We start from the raw sequence: 18689 nt of genomic DNA, 5'->3' as shown, positions 1-18689 counted from the left end.
TTTTTACCTGTGGGGCAAGGTATTTTTGTCCCCAAAAGGGAAAAGGGGCTGGTTGGGCCCCTAGTTGCTTCTGATCTCGAAACAGTTGTGTATTTTTTTGTCGTGGAAGTCCTGGGGGATGCTCTCGGTGGTAATTTCTTTCACCTTGTATTTGGACAGCACCGCCGGAGAAATTTTAAACTTTCGTTTATTATTCGAGAAATAGAGTATTCCCTCTGGTCGCAGCATGTTCATGCAGCTTTCCACCAGGAACTCCTGGTCCCTTTCAACCTCGAAGCTTTCGTCCATTTTTTTGGAGTTCGAAAACGTCGGCGGATCCAGGAAGATCACGTCGAAAGTGTTCGGTAATTTTGTGATGCGCATCCATTCCAGAACGTCGGCGTTGATAAAGTTGTGTTTGGCCGGATCCAGATTGTTCAGTTGGAAGTTTTCCTGAGCCCAGCGCAGGTACGTCTGGGACATGTCCACGCTGGTTGTGGTGGCGCCACCCAGGGCCGCAAACACGCTGACCGAACCGGTATAGCAGAACAAATTCAGGAACTTCTTGTCTTTGACAGATTTAAACACTTTCTGGCGCATCGGGCGGTGATCCAGGAACAGGCCGGTGTCCAGATAGTCGTAAAGGTTCACCTTCAACAGAGCCTGGGATTCACGCACGACAAAGGTGTCTTCTTTGGCGTCGAGCTTTTCGTATTGCTTCAGACCTTCCTGACGTTCACGTTTTTTGACGACGATCTTGCTGTCGTCGCATTTGAAAAGGGCCTTCAGGGCCTCTTGCACATGGGGCAGGTGGTTTTTCTCAAGATCGCGCAGGTCGCTCTTGTCGTGGATCAGGAAGTGATCCTTGTAGATGTCGACGATGTAGGGGTATTCAGGGATATCCCGGTCATACAGACGGTACGCCTCGATCTGGGCGCGTTCAGCCCAGCTTTTCAGTTTTTTGTAGTTTTTCTCAAGGCGGTTTTTGATCATGTCCATGGGGGCTTTTTAGACAATTTAGCCGGGATATGGTACCAATTCCTCGATGTTGGCAGAAAAAAGGGCAGAACATATAGCATTTTTACTCGCCTTGGACGGTGCAGAGGTCGCCTTTGTCGAAGACAAGGGGACCGTTTATTTCGCCCGCTTTCCGTCAGGAGTAAAGGCACCTTCATCGGCAGTGGTAAAGCTGCTGCAGGGGCTTTTTGACCGCTTTGTCGATCACAGCTTTTTTATTCTGCGTCAGCGTATTTACACAACAGCGGTACTGACTGAAATGTGCCGGGGTATGGTGAAAGTCGTCGCCAAACGCATCACTGAAGATATCAAACCGCACGATCATGGCGAAGACCCCGGCGTTCAGTTGGTGGAAATCAGCGACGCCGGACAGGTTGTTATGTCGGTCGCGCATCTGAATCAGGAAAATCAAAAGCCTTTGCCTGAAGTTTTCAGCTGGTTGCAGGCCCATCCGGCGAAAACCCCTGAAAAACAGCTGGAGCTGGCTTCGGGCTTGGCGCGTTTAGTTCCCCGAGGGGATGTGCTGCATGAATATGACCGCGATATCGCAGCCTTTCTGCTGAATGATCAGGGGCAGCTTCTAAGTTACGGCGTGAATTCAAATTCTAAAAACAAAACCCTGCATGCTGAAGTGAATTTGGTGCAGCGTCTGTACCGTGAAACCGGAAAGAAAATTCCGCCGGGGGCGGTTCTATATTCGACCCACAAGCCGTGCAAGATGTGCGCAGGCATGATCTATCACTGGTGTGAAGATCCTTCACAAATGAAGGTTTACTATTCGGTGGAGGAAAAAGGCGGGTTGTCACGGCAGACCGTACTGGATCAGCACGGTCTGAATCATCACGTTAAAACGTAGCTTCGGGTGCTTCGCTAAAATAAGAAGAAATCGCTTTTAGCATGGTGTCTTTGCGCACGGGCTTGGACAGATGCAGATCGCAACCTGCGGAAATGCTTTTTTTGACGTCTTCCTGGAAGGCGTTTGCGGTGCAGGCAAAGATTTTCGCCGGAGTGCGATTCAATTGGCGCTCCATTTCGCGGATGCGCTGGGTGGCTTCATATCCGTCCATGCCCGGCATCTGCACGTCCATAAATATGATGTCGTAGTGTTCTTTGGCGACCATTTCCACGGCTTCGGCCCCGCCGCTGGCGTAACTGACGGCGTGAGCGGTTTTTTGCAGATAAATTCCAAACAGATGGCGGTTGTCCTCGACATCATCCACAACCAGAATGCGCAGACGGCTTTGAGAAATATTGTGTTTGATGTCGCTGAGCTGGTAGCGGCCCTGCCAAGGATTGTGCATGGTCGTTTTCCTTTCAGTTGTGGAAGGTACGGAAATCGTGAAGAAGAACGAGGTGCCCTGACCCGGCTGGGATTCAAACCAGATGTGACCGTTCATCATCTGCACGATATTTTTGGTGATGGAAAGACCCAGTCCCGTGCCGCCGTATTTGCGGGTTGTTGTGGCATCAGCCTGAGTGAACGGCTGAAAGATGTCTTTGAATTTTTGTTTGGAAATTCCAATGCCCGTGTCGGTCACGCTGAACAGCAGATTGCCTTTGTGAGATGTCCGATTCACAGAAACCTGCAGCGAAACCTCGCCCGTATCCGTGAACTTGATCGAGTTGTTCACCAGATTCATCAAAACCTGGCGCAGGCGATCTGAGTCCCCCACGAAGTATTCTTCAACATCAGGATCAATCGCCAGCGACAGCTTCAGACTTTTTTCTTTGGCGCGGAAACCTAGTACAGCATTCAGTTCGTCCAGCAGACGTGGCAAATTAAACGGCAGCGGGCGCAGTTCCATTTCGCCGGCTTCCACTTTGGAAAGATCCAGAATGTCGTTGATGATGGTCATCAGCTGATGATTGGCGCGCTGAAGAATTTCCACAAATGAAGACTGCTGGTCATCCAGCGGAGTTTCTGCCAGCGTGTCGGTGATGCCGATGATTGAATTAAGCGGCGTGCGGATTTCGTGGCTCATGTTGGCCAGGAACACGGTTTTGGCGTCAGTGGCGGCTTTGGCCTTGATTGCCGCCCCCAGAAGTTCTTTGTTTTTCTTTTCAAGATTATCGGAAAGACTTTTCTTTTCGGTGATATCAACGGCCATTTTGACGATCTTGGAAACTTCGCCCTGCAGATTTCTTACTGGAGTGTAAGATCCCTGAATCCAAACTTCGCGATTTTTTTTGGTAAGTCGCTTGAACTCTCCTGCTTGGGCTTGTCCTTCAGCAAGTTGGTTCCACATTTCTTGATATTCCAGCTCGTGTTGGTGAAACTCCGGCAGGAATATTGAGTGATGACGTCCTTCGATCTCTTCGAGTTCGTACTCCATGAGATTCAGGAAATTCGGGTTGGCCCAGAGAATATATCCCTGGTTGTCGAACTCGATCACCGCATTTGAATTTAATAGAGCCTCATAAACCGAATGAGTCATGACATAAGTGTATCTACAGTCATGTTTATTAATAAAATTACAAAACTCCCTGGGGATTAAAGTTTTGTAATTACGCTATGAGTCCTGCACTTCGACAGACATAATTTTCAGAATGTGGATGAATCATTGAACTTCACTGCGGCTTAACAATCAGTTTTCTTTCTAAATTTTATGGCCACTGATTTTCCAGCAAAGACTTGCGCGCTTCCATGGCGTTGCGAATCCCCACGGTACAAGAATTGGAAAGCTGACGACTGTTGTCCTTCAAACAGCGCAGGATGCGTCCTTCGCCGGGCTTAAGCATGTCGCAAAACTGCAGCAGATCGTTGTTGCAGGCGCGGCGAAGCTCCACCATCAGCTGATGCACTTTCTGACTGCGTAGGCGGCAGTCGCTGGTCAGTTTGTCTTTGTGATCATCCAGACATTTTAAAAAGTTGCCACCGCCGGGTTCCACATCCTGGCAATAGCGGCTTAGATCCGCGCGACAGGGATCCAGCGCGGTTTTTTCCGTCTGAGCCAGGGCTTCAATAGAGAATATGAAAATCAGCGTAAAGATCAGGGTCAGCACGCCGACGATGAAACGATTTTCCATAGGCGAAACCTCCGGATTGATCAAAGCCATCCAGTGAAGTTGTATTCAGTTTTGAAAGGGGGATTTTTTTAGAAGAGCCCTCTCTGAAAGAAAGTATGGAGGGCTCTTGAGAAACTGAGAACGAGAAACCTAAGGACGTGTTACTTTGCAGCCGGTGTTTCGAACATGGACATTGCAAAGAAGCTCTTGCGGAATGTGCTCCAGTTTGTGGATTTCACAGCCGCGACTCTCCAGAAGTAGTGTTTGCCAGCTTCCAAACCAGTAGCTTCGAAGGTAGTGCCTTTTACCGCGTACTCGTTTGCCACCAGCCATTTGAAGTTAGCATCTGTAGCCACTTGAACGTGGTACTCGTCCGCGCCAGTAACGGATTTCCAAGTCAAAGTTGTTTTGTCAGCTTTGATGGAAGTGTAATAAGCCGGGCTTACAAGCTCTGGTTTTGCCGGAACTTCGTTTTTCGCAGGATCAGCTTTTGGCTTCGGGAACAGGGAGTTCATCTTTTCAGTCAAACCACCGTGGCCGCCGTCGTGACCACCACCACCATGAGCCTCTTCAGCCAAAGAAGCAGAAGCAAGAGTCAAAGTCATAGCGAACGCGAATAGAGATACCAAGATCTTCATGATTTAATCCTTTTGTAAACGATGCTTAGAAAGTAAAATAAAACCGGGATTAAGAAAACCTTCTTGCACGAAATGCCGGACGGTGTTAGAAATCCCCACGGTTTTGCGGATGATTGCTCTAATAATACTCTAAATTCCTGAAATTAGAGAGGAAAGTCCGGACTCCATATGGCAGCGCAAGGGGTAACGCCCCTCTACAGTAATGTAAGGAACAGTGGAACAGAGAGAATGTCCAGGGCATTGAGCCAGACACCGGGAACGGGAGGGTCTGGGGAGCTGCTGGAGTGAAAACAGCCAAACTCTGCGCGGAGCAAGATCAAATAGGGTGACACTAGTAGGGCGGCCAGCCCGTAGTCACCGGGTAAGATCGCTTGAGGGTGTCAGTAATGCCACTCCCAGAGGAATGATCATCCACGATTATCGGGGCAAATTATGGGACCTGGTAGTTTGGACAGAATCCGGCTTATAGCAAAACCGAGATCCCGCCTTCTTTTTCGACGACTCTGCAAGTTTTGCAAAACTTGAGAGTTTTCGTGCCCTTAGGATATCTCTTTGGGCTAAATTCCCGCTCATGAAAACACTGTTGTTTGTTCTGATCATGGCTGCGGGCGTGGCTTCGCAGGCCCAAATTTCTTTGAATATTCCCTCTGAATCGACTTATGAATCAGGCAAATCCCTTTGTCAGAAAACCTATGCTTCTTTGATCGCCCACGAAAAAGGATTCTATGTCCGCGTCCCGGTGGACTATTCCCGCCCGGAACGGGGCATGACCGAGGTTTACTCTTATTTCCACCGTGGGTTTGATGTCAGCAAAGAAACCATGATCTATTTCACCGGCGGACCCGGGCAAACCTCGCATTGGGGCTTGTTCCGCAACCCGATGCCTTACAATGTTTTGATCATGGAGCACCGGGGGATTGGCTGTTCGCGCCCGGACACCCGCGCGATGTTTCTGGATCCGTCTTATTATTCCTCTGAAAATGTCGCGCGTGACGCCGAAGTGGTTCGTCAGCATTTGATGATCAATCAGTGGACCGTGTACGGAATTTCTTACGGCACAGTTCCGGCGACGATGTATGCATCACTGTTTCCGCAAAACACCCGTGCTGCCATTTTGGAAGGTGTCGTCTATGATGGCGGCCTTCAGTTGTGGGATGCGCCTCATCGCCGCAAGCTGGTGCAGAAGATGCTGAACTCTTTGTCGCAGTCCCTGATGGCAAGGCTTGAAAGTGTGTCGACAGTTCATGGCATCCCGGACACCTGGATGTCACGTCAGGCGCGCACGCAGTTGATGTACAATGACGGCGTGAAAAAACTGAAAGAGCGTCTGGAGCTTTTAACTGACGACAAAGTGTTTAAAGAATTTCTTACTGAAGTTCGCAAAAGCTATGAGCCCATCACATATACTCCGCATGTTCTGTTTGCATCCAACGACATCGCTTACATGATGATTTCCTGTCAGGAGCTGGGAATGGCGGCACCCGAGCTTAGCATCGAGGATTCATTCATCAAGGGTCAGCTGGTGCGCAAGGTGGATACGGATTCGATCAAACAGTGTGCGCGCCTTCGCGCCAAGGGTGACAGAATTTATCGAGCGGAAAATTATCCGGTGAAAGTTCCGGTCACTTACTTCCAGGGATCTGATGATGGGGCAACCGCGGCACCGGAAGGTGTTCGTCATTATAAAAAAGTTCCAGTGGGCTTCAAGCAGATGGCGATTTTAGTTCGTGGTGGCCACAATCCCAATCTGGAATTGATCCTGTACGAAAATCCACATCAGTTGCAGATCTTTGATTACGCCGTGAAAGGTCTGCCAATTCCCAAGGTTCTTTATTCTGAAATGAAAAAGAACACCGGACATTTCTGGGCTTACACCTCCAACTGAAGTCGGGGCTGAATGTTTGTCGGCACCAGCCTTTGAATGAATCTGATTTCATGTTTAGTCAGGGCTAACATAAAGATCGTTCCTTAAAAGACAAGGAGGTCTTTATGTGGCAGTGGTCAAAGGGTGTTGTTGCTTCCGTGATGACGGTTTTGCTGCTGGCGGGTTCTGCAGCGGGGGCCGCTGAAAAAACCGAACGCATCAGTGACAAGGACGTGGTGGATGCCTACGCTTACTATTTGGGTCGTCTGCTGGTTCTGCGCCAGGAGCACCTGGATTTCCGGGATGAAGGTTTTCGCTGGAATAAAATCATACATCGTTCTGTCGGCGGAGTGAAATGGGCCAATCCCAATCTGGATGTGGCATACAGTGAGGCGTGGGTGGGGCTTGATAAAAATTCCTGCACCATGCTGGAAGTTCCTAAGATCACGGGCCGCTATTATACCATTCAGACTTTGAATGGCTGGGGCGAAACCACATCGAACGTGAATGAAAGAACTTTTCCGCGTCATGCTTCAGGGAAATTTGCCTATTGTTTGAAAGACAGTACAGTGGCGTTGGGTCCTGATGTCCAAAAAGTGATCTTGCCAAGTGCGAAGTCGCGAATTCTGGCGCGAATCGAGCTGGGGGCCGACCCGTCGCAGGCGGTGGCTTTGCAAAAGCAAATCAAACTGTATTCAACCGGCACACCTGTCATTGCCAAGCCCGTTGCGATTCAGATTTTCACCAATAAAAATCTGCCGGGAATTACCGCTTTTGACAATGCCTCGGCTGTTCTGGCCAGTGAAGCGGATATCAATCCCGGAATGGAAGAAATGCAGGCCAAAGTGCGGGGCATTCAAAGCGCCGCCAAGGGGTCTGAAAGAACCCGTCTGAACGAGCTGATTCGCACGCGGGCGATTCCTGATTTTGGTGCGCAGTTTTTGAAACTGGGAACCGCGGGCAATGGTTGGCATCATCCGACCACCGTGGGTAACTATGGTTCAGATTATCGTGCCCGTTCATCGGTGAATCTGGGTGGGATCTGGGCCAATAACAGTAAAGAGGCTGTCTATTATAAAACCAACACTGACGGGCAGGGAGCTGATCTGAATGGGACAAATGTATATACGATGACCTTCCCTAAAGATCGTCAGCCGCAGTCATTGGTGCGCTATTTCTGGTCCGTCATTGTGGTGGATGGTGAAAAGTTCCAGGTGGTCCCGAATTCTTTGAAACGCTACAACCTGAATAATCAGTCCGGTCTGAAGACCAACGCCGATGGGTCGCTGACCGTGGTCTTTGCGAACAAGCTGCCGTCGGGTTATCCGCAAAGCAACTGGTTGCCGACACCCGCCGGTAAAAACTATCACCTGACCATGCGTTTCTATGGTCCTTCTGCGGATCTTGAAAATGGAAAATACTTTCCGCCACCTCTGGTGAAAGCCAGCGGTTCACTGGCGAAATCAGATCGCAGTGGCAGTTTGAAATAAAAAGAAAGTCCGCCTTCATTCTGAGGGCGGACTTTCAACTCACAGAATCTTCATTCCTAAAGATCCACGTTCGTTTTTAATGTCTGGTGATGGGGAACTGGAGATTCAGACCCACAAAAGTCTGATAGTTCGGAACTCCAACGCCTTCGTGAGCGACGGTCCACTGGGGTTCGGCGAACAGATTCATGGTGGTGCCGCTTTCAAGCTTCCACACTTTGCCGATGCCCAGGCCGATGGGGATGTAATAGTCGCCGGTTTCCCAGTTGAAGTACCAAATCCCGGTAGAGCGCAGGTAAACAGATGACGGAAGATTATAGATCACAAACGGCTGCAAAGTGGCGATGTTCTGGGTCGGACGGTCCTCGTCGCCGGCGACGTCATGTTGATACGTCAGCAGACCTCCTAAAAGCCCCCAAGGGTGTGGACTCATCGCCATGACGGAGGCGCCGACTTGCCATTTGCCTGCTCCGGTTTCATCTTCGCTTGCCGTGGGGAAAACAAAATAGGGCCCAACACCAAATTCGACACTTTCAATACCCTTTACCAGAAAGATATCAAAAAGATTGATGTCACCCAGGCCCGAAACCTGATCGCCGTCGGGTCCCGGCATCGTCTGATAGGGTACGGTCATGCGGGCAAGCTGCGGCATTCCGCCCAGCAAATGGGGTAAAGCCCCGCGCAGATTGAAGCTGTTGGAAGTTTCATCCGTGCCAAAGATGGATGAGGTTATATAGTCATGCAGATTCAAAGCGACCATCGGAGTCAGGGGATTGTTGGATTTGTTCATGTCATCGGATGACACTTCTGCATTTGCGTTCCAGGCTGTCGTTGCGAATGCCAGAGCAGTAAGAACATTTCTGAATCTGAAATTCATGGATCCTCCATCAAGCATGAAGGTTCATTATTCCCTGACTGACAGGATCAAGATACTGAAGTGAAGAAAGACAGGAAAAAACAAAATTCCTTTATTCTGTGTAATTCGCCCTTAAGAGTTCTTGTGTCGTGATGAGTGTCATAAAATAAATGTGATGAAATCAGCAGGCTGGATATTGCTTCTAATATTCCTTGTGACTGGCGGGGCCGAGGCCTCTTTGTTTCTTTCACCGGTTGGTCACCGCGAGGCTTTTTTGGGAAATACCGGGGCGGGACTGGCGCAGTCACCAGGAGCTGTGCTTTTTAATCCGGCCGGCATAGCTTACTTCACGGATCACCCGGCTTTGTCCCTTTCCGGATCTGCTGTTAGTTATCAGGAATTTTCGGGAACGACTTTGACCCGCGAAACCGGGCAGCTGAAGTCCGAGACTTTGCTGGGGACGGCCATATTTCCGATTGAAGCAGGTTTGCGGATGGGAGTCTTTTATTCCGACCCCGGCAATATTCAGGATTACCTGCGCTCAACCTCTGGCGATAGTGGATCAGAAATCATCGACACTTCTGAACTGCAACGCCAGTCCGCAGTGGCTGGGATTGCCTATGCCGGACTGATCAACGCGGAACAGAGCTGGGGCGTGGGTATCAATATTGTCTATCGGGAGCTGGACGGCCTTGTTCTGCGCCAGTCGCTTTCTTCCGGATCATCCACCGTGCGCACGCAACGAAACGTTGAACAACAGACATCGCTGGTGTTGACGCCGGGATATATGTGGCAGGTTCATGGGACTTATTCGTTTGGTATCAGTGCACAGTGGAAAGCCCTGAATGTTTATTCGGAAGGGGATCAGTACATCAACGAATTCAGCACCGGGGACACACGCCCGCGCGAGGATTTTTCCAGGTACACTCCAGCCTCTGAGTCTTTGTTGGGTTTTACTTTTGGGCAGGTGTGGAATATTGGCGGACACCGGCTTTTGATGGATCTTTCCTATGCGCCTTATTCCGGTTATCGCCAGATGGCGGGGCGTGCAGATCCGACGGTTTCAAAAAATATTTCCATGGGATGGCAGGCGCCGGTATTGCCCCGGGCGGATATTTTAAGTGGTCTTTCGCTGACCGAGGTGGGGGCTCAGAATTTTTATTTATTAACCGGGGGATTGGGATTTAAAAACCGCAACTATGATGGAAGCGTGGGTGGATTTTATAAATACACCACCGATTCTCGCGATGGTGGTTTGTCGTCAAGCACACTGGGCTTTCTGTTTTCGTCGTATATCGAATACTGAATTAGAACCAGGCTGATCCGGCCTGGATATAGAAGACAGTTTCCTCTGGTCCGCGGGCGACATCAAATCCCATCTGAAAGCCCACCAGCCGGGCCATTAAATAGCGCAGACCTGCGCCATAAGTCCCAGCGGATTCTGAACTTTCAAAAAGGTCTGTGTCGGTGCTGGCTTTGCCCCCGCCGCCAAAGACACTGTACTGCCACCGTGGTTGAGGGCGCCAGCGCAGTTCCAGTTCTGCAGATCCGGCGACGTCACCCTGATAACGTTGTTTTGCAATACCACGCAGATCGATATAGGGCTTTGCATAGAAAGGGGCGCTGCCGTCAGTCCATCGGGTCAACAGACGGGCGGCCCCGCCCCAGTTTTCGTTCCACTTCCAAAATCCCTGAATGTCGGCCGCAGAAAGGTTATAGTTCAGATTTCCACCCAGATTTTCCGAAAACATGTAATAGCGCAGCTCGCCCTGCAGGCCGGTCAAAGGCGACAGGGTGTTGTCGCGACTGTCGTAATTGATCAGAACCGCCAAGCCCCCATTGCGATTTTCGGTTTCGGGCAAAGGCAGGTTGCCGCCTTCAAAGGTCGCTTTCAGATCTGAATACATGTAGCGCGCGCCCAGAAACCAGTTGCTTTCACCAAGTCGGTGACGCAGATCCTGCAACAGAAAAAAACCATCCAGACTGTATTCCATTTTTAAGTCTTCCGATCCTGGAAATCCTCCGGAACCATAAAAGTTCAAATTCATTCCGGCCGTGCCAAGCGCGCCCATGTATCTCCAGCGGTCTTTGTCCCAGTTTCGCACATAGAAGCCAGCGCCCCCGGCGCTGCCGTTGTCTGTGGCAAAAGCGGCAACCCCTTTGATCGTGGGCGGAGCAAAATGACCCGGTCGTGCGGCTTCGGAACTTTTATCCATGAAAATCAAAGCCAGCCCACCGCCAAAACCCACGGCTGGTTCAGTGATGATAATCGGCACCGGCAAAAATCCACTGTGTTCCAGCAGCCAACGGCTGGCATCCAGATAGCCGTCCTCGGGATCAACGAACACATTTCCCCAGGAGCGGGGCCCGGCGAAAACAATCAGCGTCGCGGCAATGAAGAGCAGGTTTTTTTTCATTTCTGTCCTCCGTCTAGTAGCTGGCAATAAGATTCAAGGTTGTCAGGGAACTCGTGTTTTCAAGACTGGCAAAAGGCTGGCGCTGGTACTGCAAAAGATAACCCAGCTTTACAAAAAGCTGCGGACTTAAAGACGAACCCAATCCGATCTCGGCATTGGCAAGATCCATTCCTGCATCAGTAAAATTGGGAATATATTCGGCCCAGACTTCGGCGCTCAGCCGGGCTGTCAGTTTTCTTTGGTAAAAGGAATGCAGACGCGCGGCGGTCTGAAAGCGGTTGGATGTATTCAAGGGATTGACCTTCATATACCGAATTCCGGCTTCCACCAGCCACAGGTTTTGTCCGTTTTCGACAAGTCTTTGCTGAACGCCGACTTCGTCACTGTCACGTTGAATGATGCCAGCATAGGGATCAGATTCCATCTGGTGAAAATAATAGCCCCGGGTTTCAGTCAGGTTCAAATTTCTTTCCAGACGAAAACCACCCAGCCAGTTTCTGTTATTTTCGATGCCATTGTCTTTGGTGCGCAGAAAATGTCCGTACAATGAGATCTTTCCTGCATCCAGGTCGTAGCCGGCATCAAGGCTGGCGGCGTAAGAATCCGAATCACTGCCCCCGCGCATTTCCAGCAGGCTCATTTCCAGTGTCACATGAAAAGGACTGGGCGTATGCAGAGTGTCTTTCGAAGATGCGCCAAACAAAGAAGCGATGGCCAGAAAAAGAATCAGCATTTTATTTCCTTAAAAGCGATAGTTGACGTTCAGGGTCTGATTCTCTTTGTTGTCTGAAAAGCCCAGCTCCAGAACTGCGGACCATTCAGCGCTGAGCTCCCAGTTGACTCCGGCCAGGGCATTCCATTTGTCCAAAGGCTGCTGGCTCATACGATAGCGGACGGTCACGTCTTCTCCCACGTTCGGATCCCCGGCCAAGGGCAGTGAATAGTGGCCGGTCAGATTCACTTTCGTATTCAGATAATTTGCGCCGACATAGAAACCGAATTTGCCACTGCGGGGTGTGCGATAGTTGTAACCAACCCGCGGGATAAAGCTGAACGCTGTGATGTCATCATCGGAAACGTTCACGTTGGTGATGACATAGGTCATGGGGGCTGCAAAGAACCAGTCCTGATATCCACCAGCCAGTAAAAGACCCACGCCATAGTTGAAGCCGTTATAGTCAATGGGTGCGGTCGCTGAAAAATAACCTTCACAAAAGGCGGGCGGAGACCCGCCAGAACAAAGGTTCGGGGTGAAAAAGTCATACAGGTCTGCTTTGGCAATTGAAATGGGAACTGTTCCGGTTCCTTTGACGGAACCCAAAGTGACAAAGGCATTCAAAAAAGGAAAGATCCACGCATCCAATTTGGTTTGCCAGCTGGTGTTGTCGACTTTTGATCCTGAAAAGTCGATGAAATCGATATTTTTATAAGGAACATCCGGTCGAAATGCGACTTCCATGGATTCAATGCTGAACCCCTGGTTTTGATGAAAGAAGATCAGACTGACCCCGTAAGGCAAAGGCAGGCTGAAGCCTTTGTCGATAACCCGTTGGCCTAAAAAAGGCAGCGCATGGTCCCAGGTTTTTTCACGGTTGTTGTCGGGGTGATAGGCAGGATAGGGTTTCCCCTGAATGGTGTTGCCGGGCTCCAGAACGCGCGGACTTTCTTCGGTTGGCGGTTCTGCCTGACTGCGAACGCAGATCAGAAGTGATGCAATGGCCATGATCCAGATGATGTAATTCACGTCAAGCCTCCGGAAGTTTACTAAAATGATTGTCCGACACTGAAGTAATAACTGATTTTTTGGTCGCCATAGGCCGTGTCAAAACGGAAGTCGACCGGGTTTTTCTGAGCAAGGCGAAATCGCAAACCCAGTCCACCGCTGCCTAGAAAAGCCGCGCCGTCAAATTCGGAAACTTTGGGTGCAAGTTGTCCGGCGCCGGCAAAGGCGACACCGCCCCAGCGGTCGGTAAAGCGATAACGATATTCGGTTTGTGCCGCCCACATCATTTTGTCACGGTATTTGCCGGTTTCATATCCCCGCAGGTCACCGCCCTGACCGAACATACTCAGACTGTAAAAGGGGACATCCCCATAGGCAAAGCGGGCCATCAGGCGATAGGCCAGTACGGAAAAAGGTGCCAGATCCAAATACTGGTTCCATGAAATTTTATATGTTTGGTAAGTCGTGTTGTCGTGAAGTTCCTCGCTGTGAAATTCGGCCTGCAGATCAAACAGCGATCCTTGCGTGGGGTAAAAGCTGTCATTGCGGGTGTCGCGCTCGGCTTTCAGGTTGGGGGCAACGAAATCGGTCTTGGCAACGATTTCGTTGGTAAGGTTTCCGGGAATGCTTTCGGTTTCGATGTTGGTGGTAATTTCGGCGCCAATCAGCTCTAAACCCAGAAACAATTTGTTTGTGACCTGTTTCATTAATCTCAGTCCGGCAAATTCGACCTGTTGTTTCAGAGGAATGGAAATGTCCTCTTTATTCTGGTCATAGCCAATGCCGTAAAAGTCATAGAAAACTGTGGCCTTGCCCACGGCCAGGCCCACGCGCCACTGATCGTTTGCAAGCTTTCCTGAATAGGCCAGGCCTCCGCCATAGGAATGCTTTTCGGTGTAAAACGCCCCGCCCCCGACAATGGACGGCGGGCTTTCATCGTCTTTCAATGTGAAGATGTATTGTCCCACCAGCGCCAGACCCCAGCCCTGACTGGGATTCAGAAATGGAATCGGAGCGATGACGAATTCGTTTTTGTCCTTTTTATGAATGGCGGTGAAAGGTGTGGGCTGGGCAGCGTTCACCGGCAGTGCTTTTTCGTCGTCCAGCAGATCTGAACTTTCATTCCATTGAATAGCGGGTTCCTGTTCGGTGGCAGGCTCTTGTCCCCGCACCGAACAGGAAAAAAGAATCGTCAGCATAGCGAATCCGATTCTGCTGATCATAAGGAATCAGTCCATCGAATAGGTCAGATTAAGACCCACGGCTTTATAGTTGCCAAGACCCTTGGCCATGGCACCATTCGCACCGTCGATATAGAAATTGAATCCGAACTTAGGCGTGGCTTTAAACAGCACACCAAAGATAATCGGAAAAGTTGGCGTGTCCACATCCTGCACCTGGCAGGAATCATTGCCGGAACAGGATTTGGAAATGTTGATGCTGGTATGAAAGCCCATGTACATACCAAAGTTTTCACCGGACTTGATCAGAATATCCACGGGGATATCCAGATAATCCAGGTGATAGTCAATGGTTTGCCCGGTGATATCACTTTCCGATTGCAGCGGTCTTTGGGTGTATAAAAGACCCGTGCGGAAATGAACCGGGCCCTGTTCCATCGGCACATGGACAAAGACACCGCCCTGGAATCCGACCTGGGAGTTGGCCGAAAAATTCAAGCCACCCACATCGCCCGCCTGTTGACGGGCACCCAGTTCAATACCCCAGTCCATGGCCGCCATCGAGTTGGAAGCAAACAGAGTCAAAGCCAGATAGCAGAAAATCCTTTTCATATTCATGGTGCACTCCTTTTTATTATTTTATTTATCTGCGGAAACCACCGCCATGGAAACCACCTGCGCGGAAGCCTCCTCCTCCTTGCAGTTGGGGGCGCCCTGAAAAGTCACGTCCTGTGGGTGGTCGGGCCACATCTCGGTTGATATCCCGGGAACCGTGCATGTGATCCAGATCCGCGGTGTTCTTGCGATCGACATTTTCCCAGGATCCCGGGCCGATATTTTTTTGCCAGCCGGAATCCGTGCGGCGATAGACCTGACCATCATGTGTGGCATAGATGTTGGAACTGTCGTTGCCGCGGATGAATTTTGTTTGTCCTATGGTGTTGGTGGTGATTCCGTGGCCAGCCGGTCCAGAGATGACGGTGTGGCGACCCCAGTTGGTGTAGGTGTTGTTGATATTGATGTTAACAAAGGTGGGGCCGTAGCAGCAGTATCCCCAACCCCAGGGATACATCAGCGAACCCATTGAAAACCCCATAAAGAATCCGGCCTCATAGCCCCAGCCATAGCCGACACCAAAGCCATATGTGCTTGGGGCGGGATACCACTGATTGCCTGAGGTGTAAGAGTCATAGTTGTAGCCGGTTCCATAAACGATTGTGCCATCGGCAGATACAAAGGTTCCGTGATAGCCCGGCGTATATCCCACTGTGACCATGTCTGATGTGGAGCCATAGACGTGAACATAAGTGACATAGTAAAGCGGGGATGATGCGGGAATTTTATAGATTTCTTCCGGGACTGCCAAAGCCACTTGCCAAGGGCCTTTTGCCGAGGTCGCCGTGAACCACACGCCATCCTGAACCAGATAGAATGATTCCGCAGTGACTTCAATCAGCGGACTGTTGCAGTTTTGCGCGAACTTCAAATTAGTTCCCGGGATGGATTGCCACTTTACCTTGCCGTCACAGGATATGTCTTTGGGTTTAAGGTCTCTTTTTACTTGTGCGGTCTGGGGAATCTGGCTGACAACAACTGCTTCTTTTGCCTGAGGGGTGCCGGGAACAGAGACCAGCACCTCGGCCACGGGGCTTTTCACCGGGATCTTTGCAAAGTCTTTTGGCAGTTGTTTGCCGCTGACATAGCTCCACGTTCCCTGAAGGCTGGCAGAACGGAACCATCGCCCGGATACAAGAGTATAGTAATTCTGATCTTTGGAATCTATGAAGATGGAATTGGGCGAATTCGACATATAAAGCAAAGCCGTGCCCTCGACTGCCGAATACTTGGGTTCACCGGTGGATTGCAAAAGTTCGGTGGGTTTTGTTGCGACGATGATTTTTGGAGTGACTCCGGGCTGGTACAAAGGTTTACCGTCAGGGCCTTTACCCTCCAGCGGATCAATTTTTTTATCTTTGACCAGTTTATCCTTAATCATCACAAATTTTGATGTCGGACCGGATTTCGACACCTGCCAGGGACCTTTAAGGTCGGCAGATTGGAACCATTTTCCCAGGGCCCAAAGATAGAAGTCCTTTGAATCCTTTTGATGCAGGAAAAGCGCACTGGAATTCAGGATACGTTTCACTTCCTTGGCGCCGGATGAATCAGTCCATTGTGGTTCGCCAGAGATCATAATCAAGATCGAGGGTTCCGATGCAAATACGAAGTCAGGCGGTGCATTGTGCAGATCGGGTTGTTTGATGTGGGAACCGGCAGCCAGCGAAAGGTTATCGACCAAAGCTCTGTAAGAAAAGGACACGGTTTTCCCATCCAGTTGCTTTTCGATTTCGGTTTGCAAGTCGTTGTTGGTGATATTCGCGGTGGGTGCCTGAAGGTTCTTGATACGGATCCGGCTTAATTCAACAAGGTCGGATTCTTTGTTGATTTCGGCTTTGGCTTCTATTTTACAGCTGCCGTAATAGTCCTTGCCGTCGCGGGTCAGTTTAAACGCGGCCCGTGCCTTGATGTCGTTTTGGGCGAGCGATTCAACTTGGGGTTGGTACAATTCGACGGTTTGATTGCCGGTTATCTTAAGTTCTTGGGGCCACACTCGAGTCTTTGTGGGTTTGGTTTGGGCCAAAGCCAAAGGTGAAAGAGCCAGAACAAGAAGGGCCGCGGTCCAGGACTTCATGGGATGTCTCCTCTGATTGATAAATCAAAGTTTATCAATCGAAAGAGCGTGGACAATTCAGTCGCGGAAATTACAGTGGTCTAGGTTTACCAACTCACCTTTGTTACCTGGTCCAGCGACATGAATATCGGTATCCTTTCGCACTGGGCCTCTGGACCAGATTTACTGTCGCTAAACATGTTTAAAGCGAGAAGTTAGCCCAGCTCAGATAATCTGATCGTATGGAGGGAAAACCCATGCGTTTCGCTATTGTTCTGTTGTGTGCACTCACAGCATTTGTTGGCGCTTGTTCTTCGTTCAAATCTTCTACGGAAAGAACGCCAGCGGCTACCTATTATGTAGATCCTCAATATTATGACCTGCAGGTTTTGATGGCGGAAGCTTTGGATTTCCGCGCAACAGCCTTGCGCTTTGCTGATGAAAAGAAGCTGGGCCAGACGGGTGATGTGTCTTTAAGCCGTTCTGAGGGTGAATGGGTTCGTGATATGGGTGCGAAGTACCTGGAAACACGCAAAAAACTCTTGGATCTGGCGATTGCTGAAGGTGAATACTTCTCTGGCAAAAATCAGGTGAAGCTTGCCCCTTACAAAGGCACCAGGACTGAAAAGAAAGATCGCCATGTTCGTAAGGACACGTACGAAACTTATAATGTTTTGAATGTGGATCCAAAAGACGCGCAAGGTGAAAAGCAGATCTTCCGCATGCAGATGGCTTTGGCTTCAGCGTTGCTTTTGATGGACAACTATCTGGTGGCGATCCAGCCATTCAATGACAACGATTCTTTGCGCTATGTTCTGAATTATGATGTTCCTCAGAAGCGTGCATTGCAGGCAATTGCCGATTCCTATTCCTCCACACACCGTCGTGATCAGATCGAGGACGCCATCAAGTTCATCGACTCTGTGATGGCTTGGCGTCGCGCTAATGGTGAAAAAACCAGTCCGGAAGAAGCTCAGCTTTATACTCTGACTCAATCCAGTATCTGGTATCTGGCTGTTAAAAACGACAAGACGGGTACAGGCTTCAAAGACGCCATTGCCAATTTGTGGAATCGCCTGACTTTGCGTGGTAAGCGCGGTGTTCGTGCGGTGTCTTACGGTGTGAGCATGGGCTTTGGTAACATGGTCGGCCTGGTGGAAACCCGTAAAGGTTTTCTTTACAACATGTCTGAATCTGAAAAAGCCAACCTGATTGGGGAAATGAAACCTTTGGACATTCTGATGGAGAAAACTCCATTCCGTCTGACTGACAAGATGATCCCGGGCCACTATGGTCACGTGGCCATCTGGTTGGGAACCGAAGAGCAATTGAAAGAGCTGCAGGTTTGGGATCAGATCCCAGCCAAAATTCAGGCGAAAATCCGTGCTGGTCACCGCATCGTGGAAGCTTTGCGTCCGGGTGTGGAATTGAACACTTTGGAGCACTTCCTGAATATCGACGACTTCCTGGTGGTGCGTGACACTCGTTCCAACATCACGGATGAATATCGTCGCAAGGCCGTTTTGCAGGCGATTGCCCAGATCGGCAAAGAGTATGACTTCAACTTCGATGTTCACACGCACACGCGTATCGTTTGTTCCGAGATTGCTTACGTGGTCTTTGGTGACGTGAAATGGCCTTTGGAGGAAACTTTGCGCCGTTACACCATCAGCCCGGACAACGTGGCTCAGCTGGCGATCGGCAACCAAAGAACTTTTGAGCCGGTGATCATGTATTACGACGGTAAACGCGTTTACAAGGATCTGCCTTATTCCTTGGGCCTTCTGTTGAAAGCCGACGATCAACATTACTCTGAATTCAAAAAATTCCAGAATCTGTAGGAAGTAATC

16 protein-coding genes and 1 other RNA gene are annotated in these 18689 nt (G+C 50.0%); 6 read left to right on the top strand and 11 right to left on the bottom strand.

Annotated elements, in window-relative coordinates; translation table 11 throughout:
* Positions 1–60: 60 nt before the first annotated feature.
* Positions 61–978: a class I SAM-dependent methyltransferase gene (locus BDT_RS17610; RefSeq protein WP_015092598.1), complete on the bottom strand. Its 918-nt coding sequence runs from the start codon at positions 976–978 to the stop codon at positions 61–63.
* A 181-nt stretch (positions 979–1159) separates the two neighbouring features.
* Here BDT_RS17610 and BDT_RS17605 point away from each other — a divergent pair, with 181 nt between their 5' ends.
* On the top strand, positions 1160–1852 hold the full coding sequence (locus tag BDT_RS17605; protein WP_015092597.1) for a Bd3614 family nucleic acid deaminase: 693 nt from the start codon (positions 1160–1162) through the stop codon (positions 1850–1852).
* Here BDT_RS17605 and BDT_RS17600 read toward each other — a convergent pair.
* The 3 genes from BDT_RS17600 to BDT_RS17590 all read right to left on the bottom strand — a co-directional run bounded on the left by BDT_RS17600 (position 1842) and on the right by BDT_RS17590 (position 4640).
* Positions 1842–3431, bottom strand: coding sequence for a PAS domain-containing sensor histidine kinase (locus BDT_RS17600; RefSeq protein ID WP_015092596.1), 1590 nt, complete (start codon positions 3429–3431; stop codon positions 1842–1844). The two genes, BDT_RS17605 and BDT_RS17600, sit on opposite strands and share 11 nt — an antisense overlap.
* Before the next feature lie 169 nt (positions 3432–3600).
* Positions 3601–4023, bottom strand: a complete 423-nt coding sequence (locus BDT_RS17595; RefSeq protein ID WP_148278888.1) for a cysteine rich repeat-containing protein — start codon at positions 4021–4023, stop codon at positions 3601–3603.
* Between the two features lie 140 nt (positions 4024–4163).
* On the bottom strand, positions 4164–4640 hold the full coding sequence (locus BDT_RS17590; RefSeq protein ID WP_041578062.1) for a fibronectin type III domain-containing protein: 477 nt from the start codon (positions 4638–4640) through the stop codon (positions 4164–4166).
* Positions 4641–4737: 97 nt separating this feature from the next.
* On the opposite strand from BDT_RS17590, the gene rnpB reads away from it, so the two are divergent.
* The 3 genes from rnpB to BDT_RS17580 all read left to right on the top strand — a co-directional run bounded on the left by rnpB (position 4738) and on the right by BDT_RS17580 (position 7994).
* An RNA gene (gene rnpB, locus BDT_RS19015) (RNase P RNA component class A) lies at positions 4738–5122 on the top strand.
* A gap of 89 nt (positions 5123–5211) precedes the next feature.
* Positions 5212–6525, top strand: coding sequence for an alpha/beta fold hydrolase (locus tag BDT_RS17585; protein WP_015092593.1), 1314 nt, complete (start codon positions 5212–5214; stop codon positions 6523–6525).
* A gap of 104 nt (positions 6526–6629) precedes the next feature.
* Positions 6630–7994, top strand: coding sequence for a DUF1214 domain-containing protein (locus tag BDT_RS17580; RefSeq protein WP_015092592.1), 1365 nt, complete (start codon positions 6630–6632; stop codon positions 7992–7994).
* Between the two features lie 76 nt (positions 7995–8070).
* Here BDT_RS17580 and BDT_RS17575 read toward each other — a convergent pair whose 3' ends face one another.
* The gene (locus BDT_RS17575; RefSeq protein WP_041578060.1) at positions 8071–8868 is read right to left on the bottom strand and encodes a hypothetical protein; all 798 of its coding nucleotides are present in this window, start codon (positions 8866–8868) and stop codon (positions 8071–8073) included.
* Positions 8869–9019: 151 nt separating this feature from the next.
* Between BDT_RS17575 and BDT_RS17570 the strand changes: the two genes are divergently transcribed.
* Positions 9020–10153, top strand: a complete 1134-nt coding sequence (locus BDT_RS17570; RefSeq protein ID WP_158320250.1) for a hypothetical protein — start codon at positions 9020–9022, stop codon at positions 10151–10153.
* A 1-nt stretch (position 10154) separates the two neighbouring features.
* On the opposite strand, the gene BDT_RS17565 is transcribed toward BDT_RS17570, so the two are convergent.
* From BDT_RS17565 to BDT_RS17540, 6 genes are read right to left on the bottom strand one after another with little or no spacing between them, the layout of a single operon-like run.
* Positions 10155–11264 carry a BamA/TamA family outer membrane protein gene (locus BDT_RS17565; RefSeq protein WP_015092588.1) on the bottom strand — a complete coding sequence of 370 codons (1110 nt, stop codon included), beginning with the start codon at positions 11262–11264 and terminating at the stop codon, positions 10155–10157.
* A gap of 13 nt (positions 11265–11277) precedes the next feature.
* Positions 11278–11997: a DUF481 domain-containing protein gene (locus tag BDT_RS17560; protein ID WP_015092587.1), complete on the bottom strand. Its 720-nt coding sequence runs from the start codon at positions 11995–11997 to the stop codon at positions 11278–11280.
* 9 nt (positions 11998–12006) lie between these two features.
* On the bottom strand, positions 12007–13008 hold the full coding sequence (locus tag BDT_RS17555; RefSeq protein ID WP_015092586.1) for a hypothetical protein: 1002 nt from the start codon (positions 13006–13008) through the stop codon (positions 12007–12009).
* A 20-nt stretch (positions 13009–13028) separates the two neighbouring features.
* Complete coding sequence (locus BDT_RS17550) at positions 13029–14186, bottom strand: BamA/TamA family outer membrane protein (RefSeq protein ID WP_015092585.1); 1158 nt, start codon at positions 14184–14186, stop codon at positions 13029–13031.
* 30 nt (positions 14187–14216) lie between these two features.
* Entirely contained in the window at positions 14217–14786 is a 570-nt protein-coding gene (locus tag BDT_RS17545) for an outer membrane beta-barrel protein (RefSeq protein ID WP_015092584.1), read from the bottom strand.
* 25 nt (positions 14787–14811) lie between these two features.
* On the bottom strand, positions 14812–16860 hold the full coding sequence (locus BDT_RS17540) for a hypothetical protein (protein ID WP_015092583.1): 2049 nt from the start codon (positions 16858–16860) through the stop codon (positions 14812–14814).
* A 236-nt stretch (positions 16861–17096) separates the two neighbouring features.
* Here BDT_RS17540 and BDT_RS17535 point away from each other — a divergent pair, with 236 nt between their 5' ends.
* Entirely contained in the window at positions 17097–18680 is a 1584-nt protein-coding gene (locus BDT_RS17535; protein WP_148278885.1) for a YiiX/YebB-like N1pC/P60 family cysteine hydrolase, read from the top strand.
* Positions 18681–18689 lie beyond the last annotated feature (9 nt).

This window comes from Bdellovibrio bacteriovorus str. Tiberius, from assembly GCF_000317895.1.
GTDB lineage: Bacteria > Bdellovibrionota > Bdellovibrionia > Bdellovibrionales > Bdellovibrionaceae > Bdellovibrio > Bdellovibrio bacteriovorus_F.
The sequence above is the reverse complement of the archived record's forward strand: the minus strand, read 5'-3'. Positions and strand labels throughout refer to the sequence as shown.

Excerpts from the sequence above, each read along its gene's own strand:
- BDT_RS17580 (WP_015092592.1), top strand. The coding sequence starts at position 6,630 with ATGTGGCAGTGGTCAAAGGGTGTTGTTGCTTCCGTGATGACGGTTTTG.
- BDT_RS17545 (WP_015092584.1), bottom strand. The coding sequence starts at position 14,786 with ATGAATATGAAAAGGATTTTCTGCTATCTGGCTTTGACTCTGTTTGCT.
- BDT_RS17575 (WP_041578060.1), bottom strand. The coding sequence starts at position 8,868 with ATGAATTTCAGATTCAGAAATGTTCTTACTGCTCTGGCATTCGCAACG.
- BDT_RS17595 (WP_148278888.1), bottom strand. The coding sequence starts at position 4,023 with ATGGAAAATCGTTTCATCGTCGGCGTGCTGACCCTGATCTTTACGCTG.
- BDT_RS17560 (WP_015092587.1), bottom strand. The coding sequence starts at position 11,997 with ATGCTGATTCTTTTTCTGGCCATCGCTTCTTTGTTTGGCGCATCTTCG.
- BDT_RS17565 (WP_015092588.1), bottom strand. The coding sequence starts at position 11,264 with ATGAAAAAAAACCTGCTCTTCATTGCCGCGACGCTGATTGTTTTCGCC.
- BDT_RS17610 (WP_015092598.1), bottom strand. The coding sequence starts at position 978 with ATGGACATGATCAAAAACCGCCTTGAGAAAAACTACAAAAAACTGAAA.
- BDT_RS17535 (WP_148278885.1), top strand. The coding sequence starts at position 17,097 with ATGCGTTTCGCTATTGTTCTGTTGTGTGCACTCACAGCATTTGTTGGC.
- BDT_RS17585 (WP_015092593.1), top strand. The coding sequence starts at position 5,212 with ATGAAAACACTGTTGTTTGTTCTGATCATGGCTGCGGGCGTGGCTTCG.
- BDT_RS17590 (WP_041578062.1), bottom strand. The coding sequence starts at position 4,640 with ATGAAGATCTTGGTATCTCTATTCGCGTTCGCTATGACTTTGACTCTT.
- BDT_RS17600 (WP_015092596.1), bottom strand. The coding sequence starts at position 3,431 with ATGACTCATTCGGTTTATGAGGCTCTATTAAATTCAAATGCGGTGATC.
- BDT_RS17550 (WP_015092585.1), bottom strand. The coding sequence starts at position 14,186 with ATGCTGACGATTCTTTTTTCCTGTTCGGTGCGGGGACAAGAGCCTGCC.
- BDT_RS17540 (WP_015092583.1), bottom strand. The coding sequence starts at position 16,860 with ATGAAGTCCTGGACCGCGGCCCTTCTTGTTCTGGCTCTTTCACCTTTG.